Below are 20,300 nucleotides of genomic sequence, written 5' to 3'. Positions count from 1 at the left end.
AGTTAGCCCATACCGACAAGGAAGCGTCAACAATGAAAACAACGATTAAACCGCTTATCTGGTCAATGATGCTGGCTGGCTTGCCCTACAGTGTGGGTTCCTTTGCTCAGTCAGAAGAGTACTTTTTTGATTCCGCACTGGTGAATGGCCATGACGTCAGTCGTTTCAACGACGGCCAGCAGCTACCGGGCTCCTATTTAGTTTCCGTTGCAGTGAACGATTCCAGAAAGAAAATGGCAAGCTATCAAATCGAGTTCGGCTACGTGGGTAATACCCTAACGCCCTACCTGAAAAAAGAGGATTTAGTTTTATTCAATATTAATCCTGATGCGCTGCAACTGAGCTATCAGCCTGGAGAGAAGTACATCGACTTCAGTCAGGGCGATCTCCAGTTTAGCTTCGCTTTCTACGGCATGAGTCTGGTGCTGTATGCGCCGGCCAAAGCTATAATGAATAAACCCAGCGAACTGGCGCATGAGTCGCAATGGGACGACGGCATCACTGCATTCATTTTAAACTATGATGCCAAAGCCTGGCATCGTGAAGTTAAGTTTAACGCCCCGTCCAGCCAATCCTATTCACTCTCACTGGCGCCGGGCCTTAACCTGGGCAGCTGGCGTTTACGCAACTCGGGTATATGGCAGCGAGGCTACAATGGTGAGAGTACCTACCAGAACGCCTATGCCTACGCGGAAAGCGATATCCGATCGTTAAAAAGCAAGCTGTTGATTGGTGAAAGCAGCACCGGCTCTGATATTTTTAACAGCATTCCCTTCAGAGGTATCAAGCTGGCGACCTCTGACAGTATGATCCCCTTCTATGAAAGAACGTTTGTCCCGGCCGTAAGGGGCATTGCCAGCAGCGTCGCCCAGGTAGAGGTGCGCCAGAATAATTACCTTATCTACAGCACCGAAGTCCCTGCCGGTGCCTTTGAGCTCACGGATATTCCCGCGCTACAGGGCGAGGATATGGCGGTCACGGTCACCGAAAGTAACGGCACCGTCCAGCATTTTACGGTTCCCTATAACACGCCGGCCATTTCGCTCAAGGCCGGTAGGGTAAAGTATGAGGTAACCCTGGGGAAGTACCGTCCTTATTCAGATACAGCAAACGACGATTTTTTTGGTAACGCCACGCTGATTTATGGCTTCAATGATTTTCTTACCGGGTATACGGGTCTCCAGGCCAGTAATAAATATTGGTCTGGGGCGCTGGGAATGGGGTTTAATCTGTCTCGTTTTGGCGCGCTCTCCGTCGATGGGGTGTATTCACGCAGCGGCTATCATAATAATGAAATCGGCAGCGCCCTGCGCATCCGATACAGCAAGCTTATCAACGAAACCAATACTTCGTTTAATCTGGCTAGCTATCAGTACGCCTCGGCAGGCTACAGCTCATTCACCGACGCCATGACGCCCCGGCGCGCACGCTATCCATCCCCATGGCGAAAGAAACACGACAGCAGCGTCAGCCTGAAGCAAGATCTGTCCCGCTTTGGCTCGCTGGATTTATCCTTCCGTGCCACCGGCTACTGGGATAAAAAATCTGAGTCCTATGCCAACCTAAACTACAGCACCTCCCTTTTGGGACGCGCCAGCCTATCGCTGGGCTGGAACCGGGTTCTCAATGCCGACTATCGCCATCAGGAGGATATATTCTCCGCCGCCATCTACGTCTCTCTGGGAAATCTCATCGGCGCCGGCACGAACTCCAGCCTGAGATACCAGATCCTCTCCGAAAGGGATCGCAGTATCAGTAACTCCCTCACCCTGAATGGCATAGCCTATGACAATCGACTGTCATGGAATATCAGCCAGGGGATTAACAACAAAAACGGTGACAACAACAGAACCTCGATCAGCGCGGCGTTAATCCATCCCTTTGGCGCCATTAATGGCATGTATAACTATAGCCCAACGGTGACCCAATTTGGCGGCGGGATTAACGGCAGCATGGTCTTGCACCGCGGCGGGCTCACGCTGGGGCAGCGGATCCACGGTGCAGCGGCGCTCCTGGATGTGGACAATGCCGCCGACATTGCGGTAACCAACCGTAACGGGGTGAAAACCGACGATAACGGTTTTGCCCTTGTGACCGCGCTCAACACCTATCGAAAAAATGACATTTATATCCAGCAGGCTGATTTAAACAGCCAGACGGAGATTAAACAGACGGTCTCCTCGGTGATCCCCACCGATAACGCGCTGGTATTGGCCAGTTATAAGACCGTCAACGGTAAAAAAGCGCTATTCCACATCACCGGCAGCGATGGCAAACCGATTCCCTTTGGCGCGCTGGTCGTGACAGAGCATCAGCATAGCGCAGGCATCGTAGGTGACGCTGGCGACGTGTTCTTAAGCGGGTTATCGGACAGCGGCGTACTCCATATTCGCTGGGGAAACCATGACGGACAGCAGTGCCGTCTTCCCTATACCCTGAAAGAGAAGAATCCCATCGGGTTATATATATCGGCGCTCGCCTGCTTATAGTTTTTATTTTTTAGTTTTACTCGGTTTTATTCCTGGACTGAGTAATGGGTAAATAGTTGGACAGGGATCAATTCACTATCAAGTTTACTATAGAAATGAGGTTTACGATGAATATGAAGAAAACAGTAATCTCTGCGTTTGTTGCCGTTTCCTGCCTGGCTGCCAGCGGCGCTGCAATGGCCCGCTACAGCACGTTCGGCGACAATAATCCCCATGTCACATCCTATATGGAAACGACGCTGACCACCAACGTGATCGATAGCAGCACGACTCAAATTGTTGTCACCCCCTCGCCCCTCACCGTCACCAGGGCTGATGCCTCTCAGAGAGGAACAACGCTGGCCACCCTCTCAGTCAACGCCTCGGATATCATTAACGGTGAGTCGGGCAACTCAGATGTGCGGATCGACATTCACGACGACTACTATGACGAGACTACCCAACACTGGCTTTTTAAAAATGAGAGCGGTAATACCATCAGCGTAGTACCCCTTGGGGATAGTAATGTTTGGTTCCGCAACGCTGGGCGGAATATTGCGGCATCGACTACGGGCGTAACTGAACTCAATGGTGACGTCAGTTTCGTTACGGCACAGGAGGATAGTAATATCTCCCCAGGCAGTTACTCTATGCCGGTGGTTGCCACGATCAACGCCTGGTAATAGATATATCCCTCTATTACCTCGCACTCACCAGCCCCCTTTTCGGGGGCTTTTTATCGCTGCAGCGCATAGGCCATGGATAAACTAACACCGCCTTCCGCGGTCACCGGACAGCAAAAAGCCAGGGACTGGCCCTGGCTTTAGAAACAAGAGGAAATGAGGTCGCGTCGTTGCGGCCTACGCCTGCTTATTTAGCAATAGCGCGCATGGCGTTATCGATCGCCGTGATCAGCAGCATCTGCGGATCGGCGGTGCACGCCTGATTCAGCTTGTCGACAACGGCTTTATCCGTACCGGCGGTCTTGGTAATTTTCAGGCCGCGGCTTTCAACGCTGGCGTTGCCCATAATAGCAACGATTTCCGCGACGCCCGCGCTATCGGTCTTCGCCATTTCACCGGCATCGGCGCAGGTCATATACACTTCCGCCGGCAGGCCCGATTTAATGTCGTAAGACTGCGCCCATACGGCCGGCGCCGCAGCCAGCGCAGAAACCAAGAATAATACCTTTTTCACATTCAATTCCTTCTGTTTTATTGGATCCGGCCGATGATCGCGCCGCCGGCACCGCCGACGACCGCGCCCTTGATAGCCCCTTCGATACCGTTACCGGACAGAACGCCGGCGACAGCGCCGACGGTCGCACCAATGGTAGCGCCTTTACGGGCCTTCTTGCCTTTACGGCCTTTTTCACTGATCGCCCCGACGCCGGCACCCAGCGCCGCACCTTTCAGTACGCCGTTGACGCCGTTACCGGACAGCAGTCCAGCCGTCGCCCCCAGCAGCGCACCCTTGGTAGTGCGGCTCGGACCGGCCAGCGACGCCGTTGAAAAAGCCAGCAGCGACACGGTTGTCACTGCGATCAGCGTATTTCTCACCGCCGACGGGAATCTCCCTGACGCGTCAAACATATCAACCTCCCTTGATGATCGTGACGTTTGGCATGCAGCGCATCATAACATGAAGAAAAATGGGATTGCCCGCCTATTACCGGATATTCGTCCAAATAAAACACAAAACAGCACAGAATAGAGCAATTTTAAGATTATTACCTAAACATCGTCACGGCGCGCGGCATGCGCGCCGTGCATCGGAGATGAGGGGTAATAGATTTACCCCGCGCAGGCCAGCGCGGTATCGTCAGACGGCGTCTCCTGATGCGCGCGCAGCGGCAGCAAGCGGTCATGCATCACCTTGATGGCCTCTCCCAGCATCAGCGTCTTACCGGACAGCATCAGCGAAGGCTGTGCCAGCAGGCACAAGCTGGCGCTGGTGCCCGGCGCAATCACCAGCAGGCGCCCCCAGGCGGGCGTATCGAGCAGCTGCACGCCGACCAGCTCTCCCGGATCGGGCACATAGCGGCCGGGCTGCGGCGCAAAGTACCAGCTTTTAGGCATCATCGGCTTCAGGAAGCGCTGTGCGATCAGGGCATTGAGCACCAGCTCGGCACGCTGCGCCGTATCCAGCCCGCTCGCCTGACAGCGCTCGGCGAAGTGATAGTAGCTCGCGGCATCATCGACACAGAAGGTACTGACATCAAAGGCATCCGGCGTCAGCATTTTAGAGGGAAAGCGGGAGCGAAAGACCATGCCATTCGCCAGATCCAACATCAGACGATCGTGCTGCCGGTCAAAGAACCAGCGCCAGCGATCCCCGGGCTTTATATTCATGCATTGACCCCCACGCCATAAAATCCATGGCAACATAACGGTACTGCCAAGCAATGTCACGCAACGCTACGCGCTTAACTCAGCATTTGAATAAATAAGCAGCGCACTGATGAAAATATAGACTAGCTCGGGACGAAAATAAAGTCCCGGGCTAAATAGGCAGGATTAAAAATTAGATATGATTAACGATTTCTTTAACCAGGCCCGGTCCTTTAAAGATAAACCCGGAATAAATCTGGACTAAGGATGCCCCCGCCTGCATCTTTTCGCGGGCAGCAATCACTGAATCAATGCCGCCGACGCCAATAATCGGCAGTCGTCCCTGCAGCTCAGCCGCCAGCTGGCGAATAATCTCAGTGCTTTTCAACTGCAGCGGGCGACCGCTCAGGCCACCGCTCTGGGCGCAATGATTAAGCCCATTGACCAGTGAACGATCCAGCGTGGTATTGGTGGCGATCACCCCATCAATTTGATGACGCACCAGGCTATCGGCAATCTGCACCAGTTCTTCATGGCTAAGATCCGGCGCAATTTTTACGGCAACCGGAACATACTTGGCATGCTTTTGCTGCAGTTCGGCCTGCTTGGTTTTAATCGCAGCCAGTAAATCATCCAGCGCTTCACCATATTGCAGCGTACGCAGCCCCGGCGTATTGGGTGAGGAGATATTCACGGCAATATAGCCAGCGTAGGAATACACCTTATCCATGCAAATCAGGTAATCGTCTTTACCCTGCTCTACCGCTGTGTCCTTATTTTTGCCGATATTAATCCCGAGAATGCCGCCGAAGTGAGATTTTTTGACATTCTCAACCAGGTTATCCACGCCCAGATTGTTAAAGCCCATGCGGTTAATTAACCCCTCCGCCTCAACAATGCGGAATAGACGCGGCTTTTCATTACCCGGCTGGGGACGCGGCGTGACCGTACCCACTTCGATCGATCCGAATCCCATGGCGCCCAGCGCATCAATGCACTCACCATCCTTGTCCAACCCTGCGGCCAGACCGAGCGGATTTTTAAATGACAATCCCATGCAGCTGACCGGTTTGCTCGGTACCGACTGGCGGATCAGTCCGATGAGCGGCGTGCCGCTGATGCGGTGCAGCTGCTTGAACGTAAACTCGTGAGCGCGTTCTGGATCGAGTTGAAAGAGGGCCTTCCTGATAAAAGGGTAGAACATGAGATCTCCTGATTCCCGTTGCCAAACGGGGCGCTATTATCAGGGAAGTCGACATCAATTGGAATTGATTAAAAACAAAAAGAGCCCTATAAAAGCAAACGTTTTACTTCGTCCCGTCAGCGACGATGCTTCCCCGCCAACTGATTAGCTATCATATTGTTTATAAATAACATTATAAAGGTCACGCCGGAGAGGGCGTAAAACGCCACGGGACCGCGGCGGCCCGACGTCCCGCGGCGTCTTTTCCCAGCGCACGTACGCGCGCTGGCCACGCCCCCGCGCCAGCGTAAAACGGCCCGGCGACGCGCCGCCTGGTAGCCCAGGGTTAATCCTGCCGCCCATCATCCAGATGGAACTGATGCAGGATACGGTGGGCCAGCGGCGCCAATATCAGCCCCAGCGTCGTCATAAAAACCAGGCTGGTGAACATGCCATAACAGGCAAAGAAGACCTTCCCTGTCAGGGTCTGCGGCACAATATACGGACCGATGCCGTTGGCAATAAAGGCGCTGTTGAGCGTCGCGTCATGCCAGGCGATGGTATCATCGAACAGGAGATGCCCCGCCACACCGATCGCCAGGGTAAGAATAATCAACAGCAGCGCGCCGGCAAAATGCAGTAGCATCCGCTTAATAAAGGCCCTTGATGAGATTACTGGCATATTGCGAGACTCGTACATGTTCACTCCCCCGCTGAATCCGCTGACGCAGAAAATAAAGCCCCCGCACGACACCGCTCGCCGGGACGGCGGCGGAAACGCCAGCCAATGACGCTCCGCTGACTCCAGCTTAGGCGACTTTATTGCATTGGCCCATACGACGCGGGCCTCCCGCCGCTATTCCGCACGTTTTGCCCCGCTTCGGCTACAGCCTCAGCAGACTCAGCGCCAGATTGACGGCGGCGGCCACGACCATGGGGATCGCGGTACGCTTCACCACCTGCAGCGGTGAAACGTTCGCAATAGCGGCAATGGCAACGATGGCAGCGGTGATCGGCGATACGGTGCGGCCAAAGCTGGTCATGATCTGCATTGGCAGCATCAGGGTGATGACCTCGATATTCAGCGAACCGGCAATATCCGGCGCAATCCCCGCCAGCGGGAAAAACGCCGCATTACCGGAGCCCATCAGAAACGCCGCCAGCGCCAGCATCAGACTCATGATCACCACCATGGTGCCCACGCCAAAGCCTGCATGATGCATGCCGTCGGTCAGGGCATCGATCGCACCAATTTTGATCAGCCCATTGGCAAAGACCTCACCGCAGATAATCAGCGAGACGACCAGAACAAAGGCCTTTCCCATGCCTTCGATAAAGATCATCAGACTGCTCAGCACCCGTTTGGGCTGCCGCAGACGAACCAGCTCAAACAGCATGGCGGTCAGAATGCTGATCAGCATCGCCGCCACGATAGAAATGCGAACCGTCGAAGCAAACAGCGGGCTAAAGGCCATGATCAACGCCAGAGGCAATACCGGTAGCAGGGCATAGCAGAGCGGTGGCCGCGACGGCGCCGATGCCGTCTCTGCTGCACGACCCTCCGGCGGCGGCGCTGCCGCTTCGCGCCGATCCCACCAGCGCTGCACCACATAGTGGCTCAGGGCCACGGCGGCAATAATCGGCAGGGTAACGGGCAGCTGATGATGCACAAAATAGATAACCGGATCCATCCCCGATAGCTCCGCCGCCAAAATTACCGGCCCGCTGGGGCCATGATCGATAAACTGGGCGCAGCCGATCACCCCCAGCGCCGATAGTTTGCTGACTCCGCAGCGAATAAAAATAGGGTACAGCGTGACCATGAGCAGCAGCGCCAGACCGGAGTGACTGGGAATAAACAGCACCAAAACCTGTGAAAGAAGGAAACCCAGCACCAGCAGCAGATAGGGGGAGCGAATGCGCCTAAGCGGTCGCTCAAAAATGGCGAACAGCGCATGGCTGGCCCCCACGTGCTCCATATAGCGGGCAAAGCCCGAAATCGTCATGATGGTCAGCCCAATCCCGGCCAGCCGGTTACTCATTACGCCGCTAATCAGGTAAAAGATATCAAAATAGCGCCAGTTAGCGCTTTGTTCGGCCGCCATCAGCGGCGTATCCCGCAGCAGCGCGGTGAAAAACAGCAGGGCAACGCCCCCCAACAGCAAAACAGCCTGGGGTACAGCCCCTTTCAACAGGCCGTATATCACGAGAATGACGACGAGGACGGCAATAAATAGTGTCAGCATGACGCGTTTCTCCTTAATGACCGGTAGACGTGGTGGAAACAGGCGTCGTAGCAATAAAGGAGAGAAGGATGAACAGACTATCCCGGCGGCGTCCGGCGGCGTCAATGAAAATCACGTTAATAGTGTTAAGCAATGCTAAAACGTTATTAATCAATGCGGGGGAAAAGAGCCCATGCCAGCGACGGACACAGGCCACACGGGGACAGCGACTCGCGATGGCCGCGTTGCCGGAGCCACGCGACACCGCCCCACGCGCGGGCGAGTCCCTCTATCGCGCTGTCCCGCGCGTTCCCCCGCCAATCCTTCCCTTAAAAGGTGTAGGTGAAGCTGCCTGTAACCAGCCCGTCACCCTCGGTATTGAGCGACGCCCCCGCGGCGATAACGGCCTGCGGATGCAGGCTCAGGGCGGCCTCCAGATAGCCGGTCGCCCAGCCATGCGGATAGTGCTTTACCGGCGCAGGCATCAGACGCCGAGCATCGAGCACCTGATAGGCTTCGGCCCACTTTGCCGTGTCCATCAGCTCATACTGGTAACTGACTTTGGCCGTCAGCGTCAGCTCGTTCGATTGCATAATATGAAGCCGCTTGGCAAGCAGCCCATCGACCAGGAGCTGGTTCGAGGCGTGATCGGCGGAGTCCACGCCCGCATTATTCCAGCCGTTGCCCCCTCTCTCCTGAAAGGCGCTGTGGCTGAAGAACGTAGAGTGGATCCCCGACGCGATGCCGGCGTGAAAACTGTCGGAAAGGTAAACGTCTTTGACCAGCATATTTTTTAGCGCCACGCTATAGGTGTTAAAATCAGCCTTACGCCCTAACCCCTCCCGCCGATTGCGTAAGAATCGGTTTTCGCCATACACCGTATTGATCATCAGGTGGTAAGCTAAGACGCCAAAGTCGTGTTGATATGAATAGCCAGCCAGCACCGACTTCACCTTATTAGAAGCATCAGTATCGTATTGAATATCGCTATATTGATATCCGACAAAGATATTATCAGCGGAGAAGAAAACATCATCTTTGGCCAACGTCAACGACACATCGCTATTGGTATACTGGACAGTACCGAGCACATGCTGACTATTCTCGGTGGTTCTTGAGAAAAATACCCCCAGTTTTCCCCAGTCACCGGCATACACAAATTCGGCGTCTGACGCCTCTTGGCTGCCATAGCCCCCCTTAATATAGGACGACGCCGCCCTGAGCTTGCTGGCGATATCGAATAAGCCGCTGCTGCGATTTAAGATCGTGGCGCTGATATTGGCATAGTCTCTGGCGGCGATGTCATAGCGCTGAAGATAGATATCCCCCTCGCCCTCAAACAGGATATACAGATTATCTTCATCCTTGGTCATTGAGGTATAGCCATAGCTGGGGGCGTCATACACCTGAATGGTGCGGCCGGTATTGGTGGTAATATAAATACCATCGCGGTTGGCCCTCTCCGTCGCCGTGCTGTAGCCAACCAGATAGACGCTGTCATCCAGATGAGAGTGAGCTCGTCTCGGCTTTGGCGACATTCTCCGGCAGGAATGGCTCCTCCACCCGCTCCCAGTGCAGGCCGTTGTCCTTCGTCCGATGGACGATACGCGATAATTTCTCCCGCGATGTCTCGGATTTACTGGCCAAATAGATATGACCATCGTGATGGAATACGCTGCTCTCGGAGGTGATGTCGGGGAGATCGTCCCCGCTTCCCGGCGCCCTCACAATTTTATCATCGGGACGCAGCCAGGCCGAATCCCACGTTGCGCCATTGTCTGATGAATAGATATAGCCTGAGGTTACCGTCGCCCCGTTCCCCACCAGACTTTTGTCCCTATTGTGGTGCCATGCCTGTGCGGCGAGATAGAGTGTGCCGTCGTGATACATCCCGGAGCCCGGGCCCTGCAGTATATATTTGTAACCCTTCGGCGCCAGATCGTACAGGCTGGTGCCCCGATCCCAGGTTTCGCCACCATCGTCAGAGGTAAACATAAAGAAGTCTGACGATTCACTGAGCGGTTTGCTTGTGATAAAGCGATCGTTGTAAAAGCCGAACAGAAACGTTCTTCCCGAGTCAGGGTTGTACACGATGGCCGGATCGGAGATTTGTCGCTTAGCGTTAATATCTGGGGCGATATCGTGAATCTCGCCCCAGGTATCCCCGCGATCGTAGGATATTCTATAGCCAAAGTGCACATCCTGATTCTGACCGATATCGCTGGTACCGACCGCCCGCGCATCGCTGACGGCGATAATCGCCCCGTCCGACATGGCGGTAATCGCTGGTATCCGCCAACCATTATTTGCCGTCCGGTCATGCTCGGCAAAAATCAACATCGGCGCATGCCAGCCATCATGCGGCGCGCCACTCTCCATCACGCTCACCGCGCGTATGCCGGGCGAGAGGCTTAACAGGCAGCCCGCCGTTAATAGTAATAAGTTATTATTCATAGTGCGCACCCATGTCAATAAACGGTTTCAATATTAAAAAGGCGTCTGAGATAGCGACATACCCTTATCCGCCCGCGCAATATCATGGAATGAATATGCATATAGCGGATCCGATTTAATAGACTGGGGTAATCTACCATTATAATTATGGTTCTATAGTTAGCCTGTTTTAAATCTGTATAGTTGAATACCTTTTTAAGCAGATAATTTATTTGATATGGACAGCTTATCCATACTCTGCCCGATATTAGCGGAACTGCAGAATTACGCGCCCTGCGCTGGGGGAATTAAACGCCGGAAACGACGCTCACGCCGCGACGTCATTCGGAGCGCCCGCCGTGGGTGAGGCCGGCATCGGATAAGCGCCCGCGGGGAGCGGGCGGAAAGAGCCAGTGCGGGGGCGCCGTCCCGATCGCGCAGAAAGGCGGATTCTGGACGGGCTAGCTTCGCTACAGCCCCCGCCTGCCGGAAGGCATCGATAGCGGGATGCTGCGGCAGGATAACAACGCTGTGCCCACCCAGCGCCTGCGGCATACGGTACAGATCTGCGCTTAGCGTGATCGGGTTACCTACGCCGGACACCAGGCTGCCCTCCTGACAACGAAAGGCACCATAGGGATAGATAGACCCATCGCGGCGCCCGCTGCGGCCCGTACGGGCCCCTCCACCGGATAGATCTGATTGATAATCTCCATTCCGGCGGCCACGGGGCCCGCTAAGGTGTGTTCCATCTGATCACGCCTTGGGCTCTAGGGGGTAAAGTCCTTCTGGCGGGCGCTGATGTGTAAATGGTGGCCGCTGTAGCGGCCCTCGACATGCTGATGCAGATGCTTCGCCGTGGCCAGCAGACGGGCAAAATCGATCCCGGTCGCCATCCCCTGCGCGTGCAGCAGGTAAACCAGATCCTCCGTGGCCGTATTGCCGGAGGCGCCCGGCGCAAAGGGGCAGCCGCCCAATCCCCCCAGCGACGTCTGGATGGCATCGACCGGCCAGGTCGCCGCCAGATAGCTGTTGATGATGCCCATGTTGCGCGTGTCGTGAATGTGGATATTGAGCCTCACCGCCGGAAAGGCCGCGCGCACCGCGTTCAGGGTCGACAGCACCTGCCCGGGATAGGCCACGCCGATGGTGTCGCACAGCGTAAACTCATCGATCCCCTCGGCCGCCAGCGCCGCGATCAGCGCCAGCAGCGGCGGCGTGGCCATCCGCCCCTCATAGGGGCAGCCGAAGACGGTCGCGATATCCTGCACGATACGCAGGTCGGGAAAGTGCTGACGAATGCGGGCGATCTCATCCAGCGACTGGCGGTGCGTCTTATTCACGTTTTTCAGGTTATGGGTCTCGCTGAGCGAGATCACCGGGGTGATCTCGCGGTAGCCGCACGCCTGCGCCAGCCGGGCGCCATGAAAATTGGGCACCAGCGCGGAAAACTGGCAATCGGGATAGCGTGAAATGCAGTGGCGGCTGACGATCTCGGCATCACGCATCTGGGCGATGGCCGCCTGGCTAACGAACGAAGTGAGCTGCATACGCTGCACCCCCGCGCTGATGATCCCCTCGATAATTTCGATTTTCAGCGCCGTAGGAATAAAGTCTCGGACGTTCTGGAACCCGTCACGCGGCCCGATCTCCACAATATTTACGCGGGTCTGCTCTGTCATTATTCCCCCCTCCCTTATTGACCGCGCTTCAGCGCCAGCGCCCGCAGGGCGGCGGCGACGATATGCTCGGCGTCCAGCCCATAGCGGGCCATCAGCGCCTCCGGCTCACCGCTCTCGCCAAAGCAGTCGTCCACCCCCACCCGGATCACCGGGCAGGGACAACGCTGCGCCAGCGCCTCACACACCGCGCTGCCCATGCCGCCGTTTTTCTGGTGCTCCTCTGCGGTGACCACCGCCCGCGTCGCCTGCGCCGCGGCGCAGACGAACTCGACATCCAGCGGTTTCACCGTATGCAGATCCACCACCATCGCCGAAATCCGCCGGGCCGCCAGCGCCTGGGCCGCCAGCATCGCCTGGTACACCAGCGCTCCGTTGGCAAAAATCACCAGATCCGTGCCATCGCTGATCAGACGCGCCTTGCCCAGCGTAAAGGGGGTCTCCGCCCCGGTGATCAGCGGCGTCGCCTCGCGTCCGAAGCGGATATAGGCGGGGCCGGGATGTTCCGCCAGCGCCAGCGTGGCCTTTTCGGTCTCCAGCGCGTCGCAGGGCACAACCACGGTCATATTGGGCAGCGTGCGCATCAGGGCCACATCCTCCAGCGCCTGATGGGTCGCGCCGTCCGGGCCGACCGAGATCCCGGCGTGGGCGCCGGCCAGCTTGACGTTCAGATCGCCGTAGCACACCGTCGTGCGGATCTGATCGAAGGCGCGCCCGCTGAGAAACACCGCGTAGGTGGCGGCGAAGGGCAGCATGCCGCTCAGCGCCAGCCCCGCCGCCGTCCCCACCATGTCCTGTTCGGAGATCCCCATATTGATAAAGCGCTCGGGATAGCGCGCCGCCAGCCAGCTGCTGCGCGTGGACTTCGCCACGTCGGCATCCAGCGCCACCAGCCTGTCGTCGTGCTCTGCCAGATACAGCAGGGCGTTACCATAGCCGTCACGCGGCGGAACCTTATTCATCGCGGCCTCCCGGATCCCGTTCCTGATATGCCTGGATCTCATCCAGGGCCTGGGCCAGCTGCGCCGCATCCGGCGCCTGACCGTGCCAATTGGCCTGGTGCTCCATAAAGGAAACCCCCTTGCCCTTGACCGTTTCGGCGATGATGACGCTAGGGCGTGCCGGCGCCAGCGCCGCGCCGCGCAGGGCCTGCAGCAGCGCGCTCAGGCTATGCCCCTCAACGCACAGGACGTTCCAGCCAAAGGCGCGCCACTTATCCGCCACCGGCTCGACCCCCTTCACCTCTGCCGTGGCACCATCCAGCTGCACATGGTTGTTATCCACAATGGCGCAGACGTTGCCCAGGCCGTAGTGGGCCGCGGTCAGCGCCGCCTCCCACACCTGTCCCTCCTGCAGCTCACCGTCGCCCAGCAGGCAGTACACGCGCTGCTTAATCCCCTGCCTGCGCAGCCCCATGGCGATGCCGTTGGCGATCGACAGCCCCTGCCCCAGCGAACCGCTGGAGCAGTCCAATCCCGGCACCGCGCTGGCGTGCGGGTGTCCCTGCAGAATGCTGTCCAGACGGCGCAGCGTGTCCAGGTGGCCTGGGTCAAAGAAGCCGCGCCGGCACAGCGCGCTGTACAGCACCGGAGCACAGTGCCCCTTGGAGAGAATAAAGCGGTCCCGCGCCGCATCGTCCGGTCTGGCCGGATCGACGCGCATCACGCCGCCGAAGTAGAGCGCAGTGACGATCTCCACGGCAGAAAGCGATCCGCCTGGGTGGCCGGAGCCGGCCTGGTGGATCATCCGCACAATGTCTGCACGGATCTGCCGGGTCATACGCCGCATTGCGGTGATATCCATACGATTGACTCCCGTTGCTTGAAATTGCTTAAAACAGGCCAAACACCCCCAGCCAGGCCAGCAGGCTGAGGAAAACCACACAGAAGAAAGACCAGAGGAACAGGGTGACAAACAGCCGCGCCTGCGGCGTTTTGTTGTGTGCCGAGTCGCTCTCATTGGCCGACATGATCAGGGCACCGACGGTCGATACCGGGCTAAACCCCGCCGTTGAGGAGATAATGCCGATCACGCTGACCAGCTCGATAGCCGAAATGGCGCCACCGCTGCTGCCGATCAACGAGGCGACCGTCGGCAGCAGGGTGGGCAGCACCACGCCAATGGTGGAGGAGAACCAGCTCATGATGCCGGTCACCGCACCGGTCACGGTGATCAGGGTGGCGGGGGTAGAGATCTGATTGATGGTGCCGATGATAATATCGATACCGCCGGACTTACTGACCAGGTTCATCAGCATGCCGACGCCGCCGACCATGATCAGGGTCGGCCAGGGAATACAGGCGATGGCGGATTTTTCGCTTTCCACCCGCGCCAGTAGCAGCAGCACCGTCATCAGAAACGACGCCAGCCCTACGTTCATGTTGAACAGCACTACGCACAGCACCATCAGCACAATCGAGAGCAGCACCACTTTCTGCTGGGGGCTCAGCGGATTTATCGGAGAGGCGCTGTCGATCTCTACGCCGCCGGCGGCGATCCCGCCGCGCAGGGCACGCACCCGGTGACCGCCGTAGGCAAAGAAGAAAATCAGCGCCAGCAGCACCGCGCCGATGCCGGTGTTCAACATCATCTGTGCCAGATTGATCTCGATACCGGACTGGGACATCAGCTGGGTCACCAGCACCCCTTCTGGGGTGATCATCGAGAAGCGCCCGCTATAGGTGGCGACGTCACCGATCAGCATCAGCATGATGCTGTTATAGCCGGTGCGGTGCGACAGCGGCACGGCGATCACCGCCACAAAGGCCAGCGCCGGGACACAGCCCGGCCCGATGGCCGACAGCACATAGCCCATCACAAACATCGCCACTGGCACCAGATAAATACGCCCGCCGATGCGCCGTACAATGTTCTGCATCACCACTTCCAGCGCACCGCTGTTTTGCACGACGCTAAAAAACAGGGTGACGCCTAACAGGGTAATAAAGAGAGAGGTACTGAAGCCGCTCATTAACTCGCGCTCGCTGAACTGATTGCTTCCATAGCCCAGGATCACCACCATGGCGATCGCCAGCAGACCAACGTTCACTTTGCGCCAGAATCCCAGCGCAATAATGGTAAAGAGGGAAAGCAGAGAGAGTAGAGCCATAGGTGTTACCTCCGGCGGTCTCCGTAATCGGGCCATAATGCAGCGCGCCACAAATTCAGCGTGCGGCAGGCCCGCCGCAGAAAAGCGGTTAATACAGAGAGAACAGGTTAATTATCTGCTGACCACGCCAACCTATTATTTCCCCCACCGTTCGGGGGAAAGGAAACCGCGAATACCTACCATGGCCAACCGCTGTAATAATGGAATTAGATTATTATGCTATCGGTAAGCCCATCGCTTATTTATATACGCTGATCTCGACCAGATTGCCGTCAGGGTCGCGCAGATAAAGGCTATCAATCGGCCCCTGCGCACCGGTGCGTGGCACCACGCCGAGCTCGATCACCAGCCCGCGGCTCTCCAGCTCAGCCTTGATTTGTTCGATATCACCCTCGGCGGTAAAGCATATATCCATACTGCCATAGGTCACGTTTTGCGCCGCCGGGGTAAATTCAGCCTTCTGACGGTGAATATTGATTTTTTGGTTGCCAAACGTCAGCGCCAGGCGACCATTGCGGCTGTCCAGCGACATCCCCAGCCCGGCGACATAAAACGCCAGCGTTTTCTCCACATCCTGAACCGTAATCACTACATGATCTATTCCTGTAATTAACATAAAACACCTCATGATAAATCAGCGTGATAAATATAATTTTCCCTGATGCTCCATCCACGGCGGCCGCGACCAATGAATAGACTTACACTAATCGCCGCGCCGGGCGCAGGCAAAGGAATTTTACGCCATCGCCGATTCCACAATGGAAAGCACCGCGGGTATCCCCGCCCGGGGATGCCCCGGCTATTTCAGCAGGTAGCTATACAGCATCCGCGCCGCCGGTAGCGCCTGCGCCTCCTGGCTAATGGAGACATACAGCATTCTTTCCGCCCACTCATCGCGCAGCGCGATGGCGCGGATCCCCTGCTGGTGCAGTCCAACCCGATCCAGCGTCTGCGCCGGCAGTATGCCGACGCCGATCCCGGATCTCACCATCTGGCAGATGGCGCTGAAGTCGTTGCTGCGCATGGTTACCCTCAGCTCCCGCCCGGCCAGGGCCGCCTGGGCGGCGATACATTTATAGATGGCGCTGTTGAGATTGAAGGTCACAAAGCTGTAGTCCAGCGCGCGGGCAAACCACACCCGCTGCTGCGAGGCCAGGGGATGCGTCTCGGCCACCAGCAGCACCAGGCGATCGGCGTTATATTCCCCCCCCTCCAGCCCTGCGGCGGCGGCGGCGGCAAAATAGATGCCGATATCGGTGCGGTTCTCCGCCAGCGCCCGCCTAACGTCGTCGCTGTCGGTTTCGGTCAGCATGATGCCGATATCCGGGTATTGACGCAGAAAGGCGCTGATATCGTGCGACAGAAACTGAATAATGGACGAGGTATTAGCCAGCAGGCGGATCTGAAGCTGCTGGCGCTGACGCAGGCGCTGCACCGTTCCCCACAGGCGATCCAGGCTGCCCACCAGATAGCCCGCCTCGCAGAGCAGGGCCTCTCCCTCGCGGGTCAGCGCCATCTTCCCGGGCAGACGCTGGAACAGCGTCAGCTGCGTAATAGTCTCCAGCTCATGAATCCGCTTGCTGACCGCCGACGGCGTCATATGCATCAGCTCGGCGGTCTTTGACATGGAGTGATTGTCCGCGATCAGGCAAAACAGGACGATGGTTTTAACATCGATACGCTGTAAAGGATTACTCATCGTCACCCCGCATCGGTATATCTCCGTACCGGGGAGCGTCCCCGGCATCATCTCCGCTATATAAGCCCCATCGCCGCCGTTCGCCCAGCACTATTTTCCAGAACTCTGCGCCAGAGCACGGCCTGCCTCCCCCCGACGCCGCGCGCCGCGGCGGCAAAAAAATACCGGCCCGCAGGCCGGTAGGGTCATGGACAGGCGTCCCGCGGCAAGCGATCAGGCCTCCAGCGCCCGGGTGATCTTCTCATACAGATCGCCGGAGAGACTCTCCAGCGCCAGCAGGGACTCCAGCTGCTGACGCATCAATGCCTGACGCCCGGCGTCATAGCGCTTCAGCCGGATCAGCGGATCCACCATGCGGGCGGCGACCTGCGGATTGCGGGTGTTCAGATCCGCCAGGATCTCCGCCAGAAAAGCATAGCCAGAGCCGTCCGCCGCGTGGAACGCGCGCGGGTTAAGCTGGGCGAAGGCCCCCACCAGCGCCCGGGTGCGGTTGGGGTTGCTCAGGGTAAATGAACGGTGCTGCAGCAGCGCGCGCACCTGAGCCAGCACCCCGTCATCCGGCGCGGTCGCCTGCAGGGTAAACCACTTATCCATCACCAGGCCATCCTGATGCCAGCGCTGGTCGAACTGCGCCATCAGCGTATCGCGGCAGGGCAGCTGTGCGGCAACCGCCGCCGACAGGGCGCCGAGCGCATCGGTCATATTATCCGCATCGCGATACTGGGCGCTGACCAGGGCATCCGCCTGGGCCACGTCGTCGCCAAACGCCAGGTAGCGCAGGCAGACGTTACGCAGCGCCCGCCTGGCGATATCGCCATGCTCGATACGGTACTCCGGCGTGGCGTTGCGCTGATACGCGTGCAGCCACCCCGCCGCCAACTGTTGGGCCAACAGGCGAGTCAACGCCTGGTGCACCAGGGCGATGGCCTCGGGATCGATCTGGCTGAACAGCTCGGCCATCTCCACCTCTGACGGCAGGGTCAGGATCTGCGCACGCAGCGCCGGATCCTGGCTCTCATCCGCCAGCACGCCGCCAAACGCCGCCATCACGTGCTCCGGCAGCGACAGCGGCTGTCCCTGCTGGCTGCGCGAGACGTTCAGGCGCACATACTTGGCCAGCAGCATCTGCGCCGCGTCCCAGCGGGCAAAGTCGTTGCGCGCGTGCTGCATCAGGAAGGTCAGTTGGCGATCGCTGTAGGGGTACTCCAGGCGTACCGGCGCGGAAAACTCCCGCAGCAGCGACGGCGTCGGCGCCTGCGGCACGTTGTCGAAGGCGAAGCTCTGCTCCGCTTCGGTCACGCTCAGTACGTTGCCGGCCGGCGCGCCGTCCATCATCAGCGGGATCACCTCGCCCTGGTCGTTATACAACTCAATATCCAGCGGAATATGCAGCGGCCGCTTTTCCACCTGATCCGCCGTGGCGGGGGTCGTCTGAGTCACATACAGCCGGTACTGCCGGCGCTCGGCGTCATATTCGTCGCGCACCGTCAGCAGCGGGGTGCCGGACTGGCTGTACCAGCGGCGGAACAGCGTCAGATCGATGCCAGAAGCGTCCTCCATCGCCTGGACAAAGTCGTCGCAGGTCGCGGCGCTGCCGTCGTGACGCGTAAAGTAAAGCCGCATCCCCGCCTGGAACTTCTCCTCTCCCAGCAGGGTGTGCATCATGCGGATCACTTCGGCGCCCTTCTCATACACCGTCAGGGTGTAGAAGTTATTCATCTCGATCACTTTGTCGGGACGGATCGGGTGCGCCATCGGGCCGGCATCCTCGGCGAACTGGGCACCGCGCAGCACCCGCACGTTGTCGATGCGATTCACCGCCCGCGACCCCAGATCGGAGCTGAACTCCTGATCGCGGAATACGGTCAGCCCCTCTTTCAGGCTCAGCTGGAACCAGTCGCGGCAGGTTACCCGGTTGCCGGTCCAGTTATGGAAATATTCGTGGCCGATCACCGACTCGATGTTCAGATAGTCTTTGTCGGTGGCCGTCTGCGCCTTGGCCAGCACAAACTTGGCGTTGAAGATGTTCAGCCCCTTATTCTCCATCGCCCCCATATTGAAGAAGTCCACCGCCACGACCATATAGATATCCAGATCGTACTCCAGGCCAAAGCGCTGCTCGTCCCAGCGCATGGCGTTTTTCAGCGAGGTCATCGCCCAGCCGGTGCGATCGAGGTTGCCGCGATCGACGTACAGCTCCAGCGCCACCCGGCGCCCACTGCGGGTAATAAAGGTATCGCTCAGCCGATCGAAGTCGCCGGCCACCAGGGCGAACAGATAGCTGGGTTTGGGAAACGGATCTTCCCACTGTACCCAGTGGCGCCCGTCCTCCAGCTCGCCCTGGCCTACGCGGTTTCCGTTGGACAGCAGGTAGGGATAGCGCGCTTTGTCCGCCACGATGCGGGTACGGAACCGAGCCAGCACGTCGGGGCGATCCAGATAGTAGGTAATATGGCGGAAGCCCTCGGCCTCGCACTGGGTGCACAGCGCCTCGCCCGACTGGTATAGCCCCTCAAGGGCGCTGTTTTGCGCCGGATGGATCTCGTTGACGATGGTCAGGGTAAACTGCGCCGGCAGCCCGTCGACGATCAGCTGATTGCCCTCAGTCCGGTACTCCGTCCAAGCGACGCCGTCCACGGACAGGCTGCGCAGGGTCAACGCCTCGCCGTCGAGCACCAGAACCGCCCCCGGGCTCCCCAACCGCGTCACCTGACTAACGGCCGTCACCGTTGTGCAGTCCGCATCGAGTACAAAATCCAGGTCCAGATCGGTGATGGTGTAATCCGGCGTTTTATAGTCGCGGCGATATTTCGCCTGTGGTTGTTGTTGCGTCATAGCTACCCTTAATTGGCTGTCTTTGGAGGAGCGTCAGGTCGCCCGACCCCGTCGGTCGGGTTACCTGTGCAATCCATACGGCGCCGTATCAGTCCGGCGCCGCACACGCCCCGCATCGTCGCAGCATATAGTGTGCGATGGGATAGTGCCATACTACCCAATCGACGGCGTTAACACACCGCGCAGAGTGCGATCGACCTCGGCGCCATCCGGCCGCGCCGCGCTGGCTGGGGCGCCCAATCCGCAACCTATCAGGCGCTAATTGCGCAGATTATCGGTTCATTCTGCGTATAAACTAGGTATACTCCTTCGACTTTTGTCAATAATCCCTGACGAGGA

At 58.1% G+C, this 20,300-nt stretch carries 18 protein-coding genes; 2 read left to right on the top strand and 16 right to left on the bottom strand.

Annotation, left to right across the window (positions count from 1 at the left end):
- The first annotated feature begins 32 nt into the window (after positions 1 to 32).
- Both ETEE_RS14580 and ETEE_RS14575 read left to right on the top strand, forming a co-directional pair.
- Entirely contained in the window at positions 33 to 2,489 is a 2,457-nt protein-coding gene (locus tag ETEE_RS14580; protein ID WP_034164384.1) for a fimbria/pilus outer membrane usher protein, read from the top strand.
- 107 nt (positions 2,490 to 2,596) lie between these two features.
- On the top strand, positions 2,597 to 3,151 hold the full coding sequence (locus tag ETEE_RS14575; protein ID WP_034164385.1) for a hypothetical protein: 555 nt from the start codon (positions 2,597 to 2,599) through the stop codon (positions 3,149 to 3,151).
- A 187-nt stretch (positions 3,152 to 3,338) separates the two neighbouring features.
- On the opposite strand, the gene ETEE_RS14570 is transcribed toward ETEE_RS14575, so the two are convergent.
- The 16 genes from ETEE_RS14570 to pepN all read right to left on the bottom strand — a co-directional run bounded on the left by ETEE_RS14570 (position 3,339) and on the right by pepN (position 19,961).
- The gene (locus tag ETEE_RS14570; RefSeq protein ID WP_034164386.1) at positions 3,339 to 3,665 is read right to left on the bottom strand and encodes a YmgD family protein; all 327 of its coding nucleotides are present in this window, start codon (positions 3,663 to 3,665) and stop codon (positions 3,339 to 3,341) included.
- 17 nt (positions 3,666 to 3,682) lie between these two features.
- A complete protein-coding gene (locus tag ETEE_RS14565) occupies positions 3,683 to 4,027 on the bottom strand; it encodes a glycine zipper family protein (RefSeq protein WP_015870733.1) in 345 nt (114 codons plus the stop codon).
- 234 nt (positions 4,028 to 4,261) lie between these two features.
- The gene (locus tag ETEE_RS14560; RefSeq protein WP_034164387.1) at positions 4,262 to 4,819 is read right to left on the bottom strand and encodes a cell division protein ZapC; all 558 of its coding nucleotides are present in this window, start codon (positions 4,817 to 4,819) and stop codon (positions 4,262 to 4,264) included.
- Between the two features lie 172 nt (positions 4,820 to 4,991).
- A complete protein-coding gene (gene pyrD, locus ETEE_RS14555) occupies positions 4,992 to 6,002 on the bottom strand; it encodes a quinone-dependent dihydroorotate dehydrogenase (RefSeq protein ID WP_034164388.1) in 1,011 nt (336 codons plus the stop codon).
- Positions 6,003 to 6,327: 325 nt separating this feature from the next.
- Positions 6,328 to 6,627, bottom strand: coding sequence for a two pore domain potassium channel family protein (locus ETEE_RS14550; protein WP_225865157.1), 300 nt, complete (start codon positions 6,625 to 6,627; stop codon positions 6,328 to 6,330).
- Between the two features lie 238 nt (positions 6,628 to 6,865).
- Positions 6,866 to 8,227 carry a C4-dicarboxylate transporter DcuC gene (dcuC, locus tag ETEE_RS14545; protein ID WP_034164390.1) on the bottom strand — a complete coding sequence of 454 codons (1,362 nt, stop codon included), beginning with the start codon at positions 8,225 to 8,227 and terminating at the stop codon, positions 6,866 to 6,868.
- 308 nt (positions 8,228 to 8,535) lie between these two features.
- Positions 8,536 to 9,744: a hypothetical protein gene (locus tag ETEE_RS21970; protein WP_225865156.1), complete on the bottom strand. Its 1,209-nt coding sequence runs from the start codon at positions 9,742 to 9,744 to the stop codon at positions 8,536 to 8,538.
- Positions 9,704 to 10,660, bottom strand: a complete 957-nt coding sequence (locus tag ETEE_RS21965; protein ID WP_225865155.1) for a sialidase family protein — start codon at positions 10,658 to 10,660, stop codon at positions 9,704 to 9,706. Before ETEE_RS21965 ends, ETEE_RS21970 begins: the two co-directional genes overlap by 41 nt.
- Positions 10,661 to 10,924: 264 nt before the next feature.
- Positions 10,925 to 11,242, bottom strand: a complete 318-nt coding sequence (locus ETEE_RS21700) for a hypothetical protein (protein ID WP_174434937.1) — start codon at positions 11,240 to 11,242, stop codon at positions 10,925 to 10,927.
- Positions 11,243 to 11,409: 167 nt separating this feature from the next.
- On the bottom strand, positions 11,410 to 12,321 hold the full coding sequence (locus tag ETEE_RS14535; protein ID WP_034164391.1) for a hydroxymethylglutaryl-CoA lyase: 912 nt from the start codon (positions 12,319 to 12,321) through the stop codon (positions 11,410 to 11,412).
- A 14-nt stretch (positions 12,322 to 12,335) separates the two neighbouring features.
- Positions 12,336 to 13,280, bottom strand: coding sequence for a transketolase family protein (locus ETEE_RS14530; protein WP_034164392.1), 945 nt, complete (start codon positions 13,278 to 13,280; stop codon positions 12,336 to 12,338).
- Complete coding sequence (locus ETEE_RS14525) at positions 13,273 to 14,121, bottom strand: transketolase (protein ID WP_034164393.1); 849 nt, start codon at positions 14,119 to 14,121, stop codon at positions 13,273 to 13,275. Before ETEE_RS14525 ends, ETEE_RS14530 begins: the two co-directional genes overlap by 8 nt.
- A 28-nt stretch (positions 14,122 to 14,149) precedes the next feature.
- The gene (locus tag ETEE_RS14520) at positions 14,150 to 15,427 is read right to left on the bottom strand and encodes an SLC13 family permease (RefSeq protein WP_034164394.1); all 1,278 of its coding nucleotides are present in this window, start codon (positions 15,425 to 15,427) and stop codon (positions 14,150 to 14,152) included.
- Positions 15,428 to 15,665: 238 nt separating this feature from the next.
- Positions 15,666 to 16,043, bottom strand: coding sequence for a VOC family protein (locus ETEE_RS14515; RefSeq protein WP_034164395.1), 378 nt, complete (start codon positions 16,041 to 16,043; stop codon positions 15,666 to 15,668).
- Positions 16,044 to 16,226: 183 nt separating this feature from the next.
- A complete protein-coding gene (locus tag ETEE_RS14510) occupies positions 16,227 to 17,126 on the bottom strand; it encodes a LysR family transcriptional regulator (RefSeq protein WP_034164396.1) in 900 nt (299 codons plus the stop codon).
- A gap of 213 nt (positions 17,127 to 17,339) precedes the next feature.
- Complete coding sequence (pepN, locus tag ETEE_RS14505; RefSeq protein ID WP_034164397.1) at positions 17,340 to 19,961, bottom strand: aminopeptidase N; 2,622 nt, start codon at positions 19,959 to 19,961, stop codon at positions 17,340 to 17,342.
- Positions 19,962 to 20,300: the final 339 nt, after the last annotated feature.

Source organism: Edwardsiella anguillarum ET080813 (assembly GCF_000264765.2).
GTDB lineage: Bacteria > Pseudomonadota > Gammaproteobacteria > Enterobacterales > Enterobacteriaceae > Edwardsiella > Edwardsiella anguillarum.
This window is presented reverse-complemented; position numbering and strand designations above follow the sequence as displayed.

Excerpts from the sequence above, each read along its gene's own strand:
- ETEE_RS14520 (WP_034164394.1), bottom strand. The coding sequence starts at position 15,427 with ATGGCTCTACTCTCTCTGCTTTCCCTCTTTACCATTATTGCGCTGGGA.
- ETEE_RS14525 (WP_034164393.1), bottom strand. The coding sequence starts at position 14,121 with ATGGATATCACCGCAATGCGGCGTATGACCCGGCAGATCCGTGCAGAC.
- ETEE_RS14510 (WP_034164396.1), bottom strand. The coding sequence starts at position 17,126 with ATGAGTAATCCTTTACAGCGTATCGATGTTAAAACCATCGTCCTGTTT.
- ETEE_RS14575 (WP_034164385.1), top strand. The coding sequence starts at position 2,597 with ATGAATATGAAGAAAACAGTAATCTCTGCGTTTGTTGCCGTTTCCTGC.
- pepN (WP_034164397.1), bottom strand. The coding sequence starts at position 19,961 with ATGACGCAACAACAACCACAGGCGAAATATCGCCGCGACTATAAAACG.
- ETEE_RS14515 (WP_034164395.1), bottom strand. The coding sequence starts at position 16,043 with ATGTTAATTACAGGAATAGATCATGTAGTGATTACGGTTCAGGATGTG.
- dcuC (WP_034164390.1), bottom strand. The coding sequence starts at position 8,227 with ATGCTGACACTATTTATTGCCGTCCTCGTCGTCATTCTCGTGATATAC.
- ETEE_RS14530 (WP_034164392.1), bottom strand. The coding sequence starts at position 13,280 with ATGAATAAGGTTCCGCCGCGTGACGGCTATGGTAACGCCCTGCTGTAT.
- ETEE_RS14580 (WP_034164384.1), top strand. The coding sequence starts at position 33 with ATGAAAACAACGATTAAACCGCTTATCTGGTCAATGATGCTGGCTGGC.
- ETEE_RS14535 (WP_034164391.1), bottom strand. The coding sequence starts at position 12,321 with ATGACAGAGCAGACCCGCGTAAATATTGTGGAGATCGGGCCGCGTGAC.
- ETEE_RS21970 (WP_225865156.1), bottom strand. The coding sequence starts at position 9,744 with ATGTCGCCAAAGCCGAGACGAGCTCACTCTCATCTGGATGACAGCGTC.
- ETEE_RS14550 (WP_225865157.1), bottom strand. The coding sequence starts at position 6,627 with ATGCTACTGCATTTTGCCGGCGCGCTGCTGTTGATTATTCTTACCCTG.
- ETEE_RS14560 (WP_034164387.1), bottom strand. The coding sequence starts at position 4,819 with ATGAATATAAAGCCCGGGGATCGCTGGCGCTGGTTCTTTGACCGGCAG.
- ETEE_RS21965 (WP_225865155.1), bottom strand. The coding sequence starts at position 10,660 with ATGAATAATAACTTATTACTATTAACGGCGGGCTGCCTGTTAAGCCTC.
- pyrD (WP_034164388.1), bottom strand. The coding sequence starts at position 6,002 with ATGTTCTACCCTTTTATCAGGAAGGCCCTCTTTCAACTCGATCCAGAA.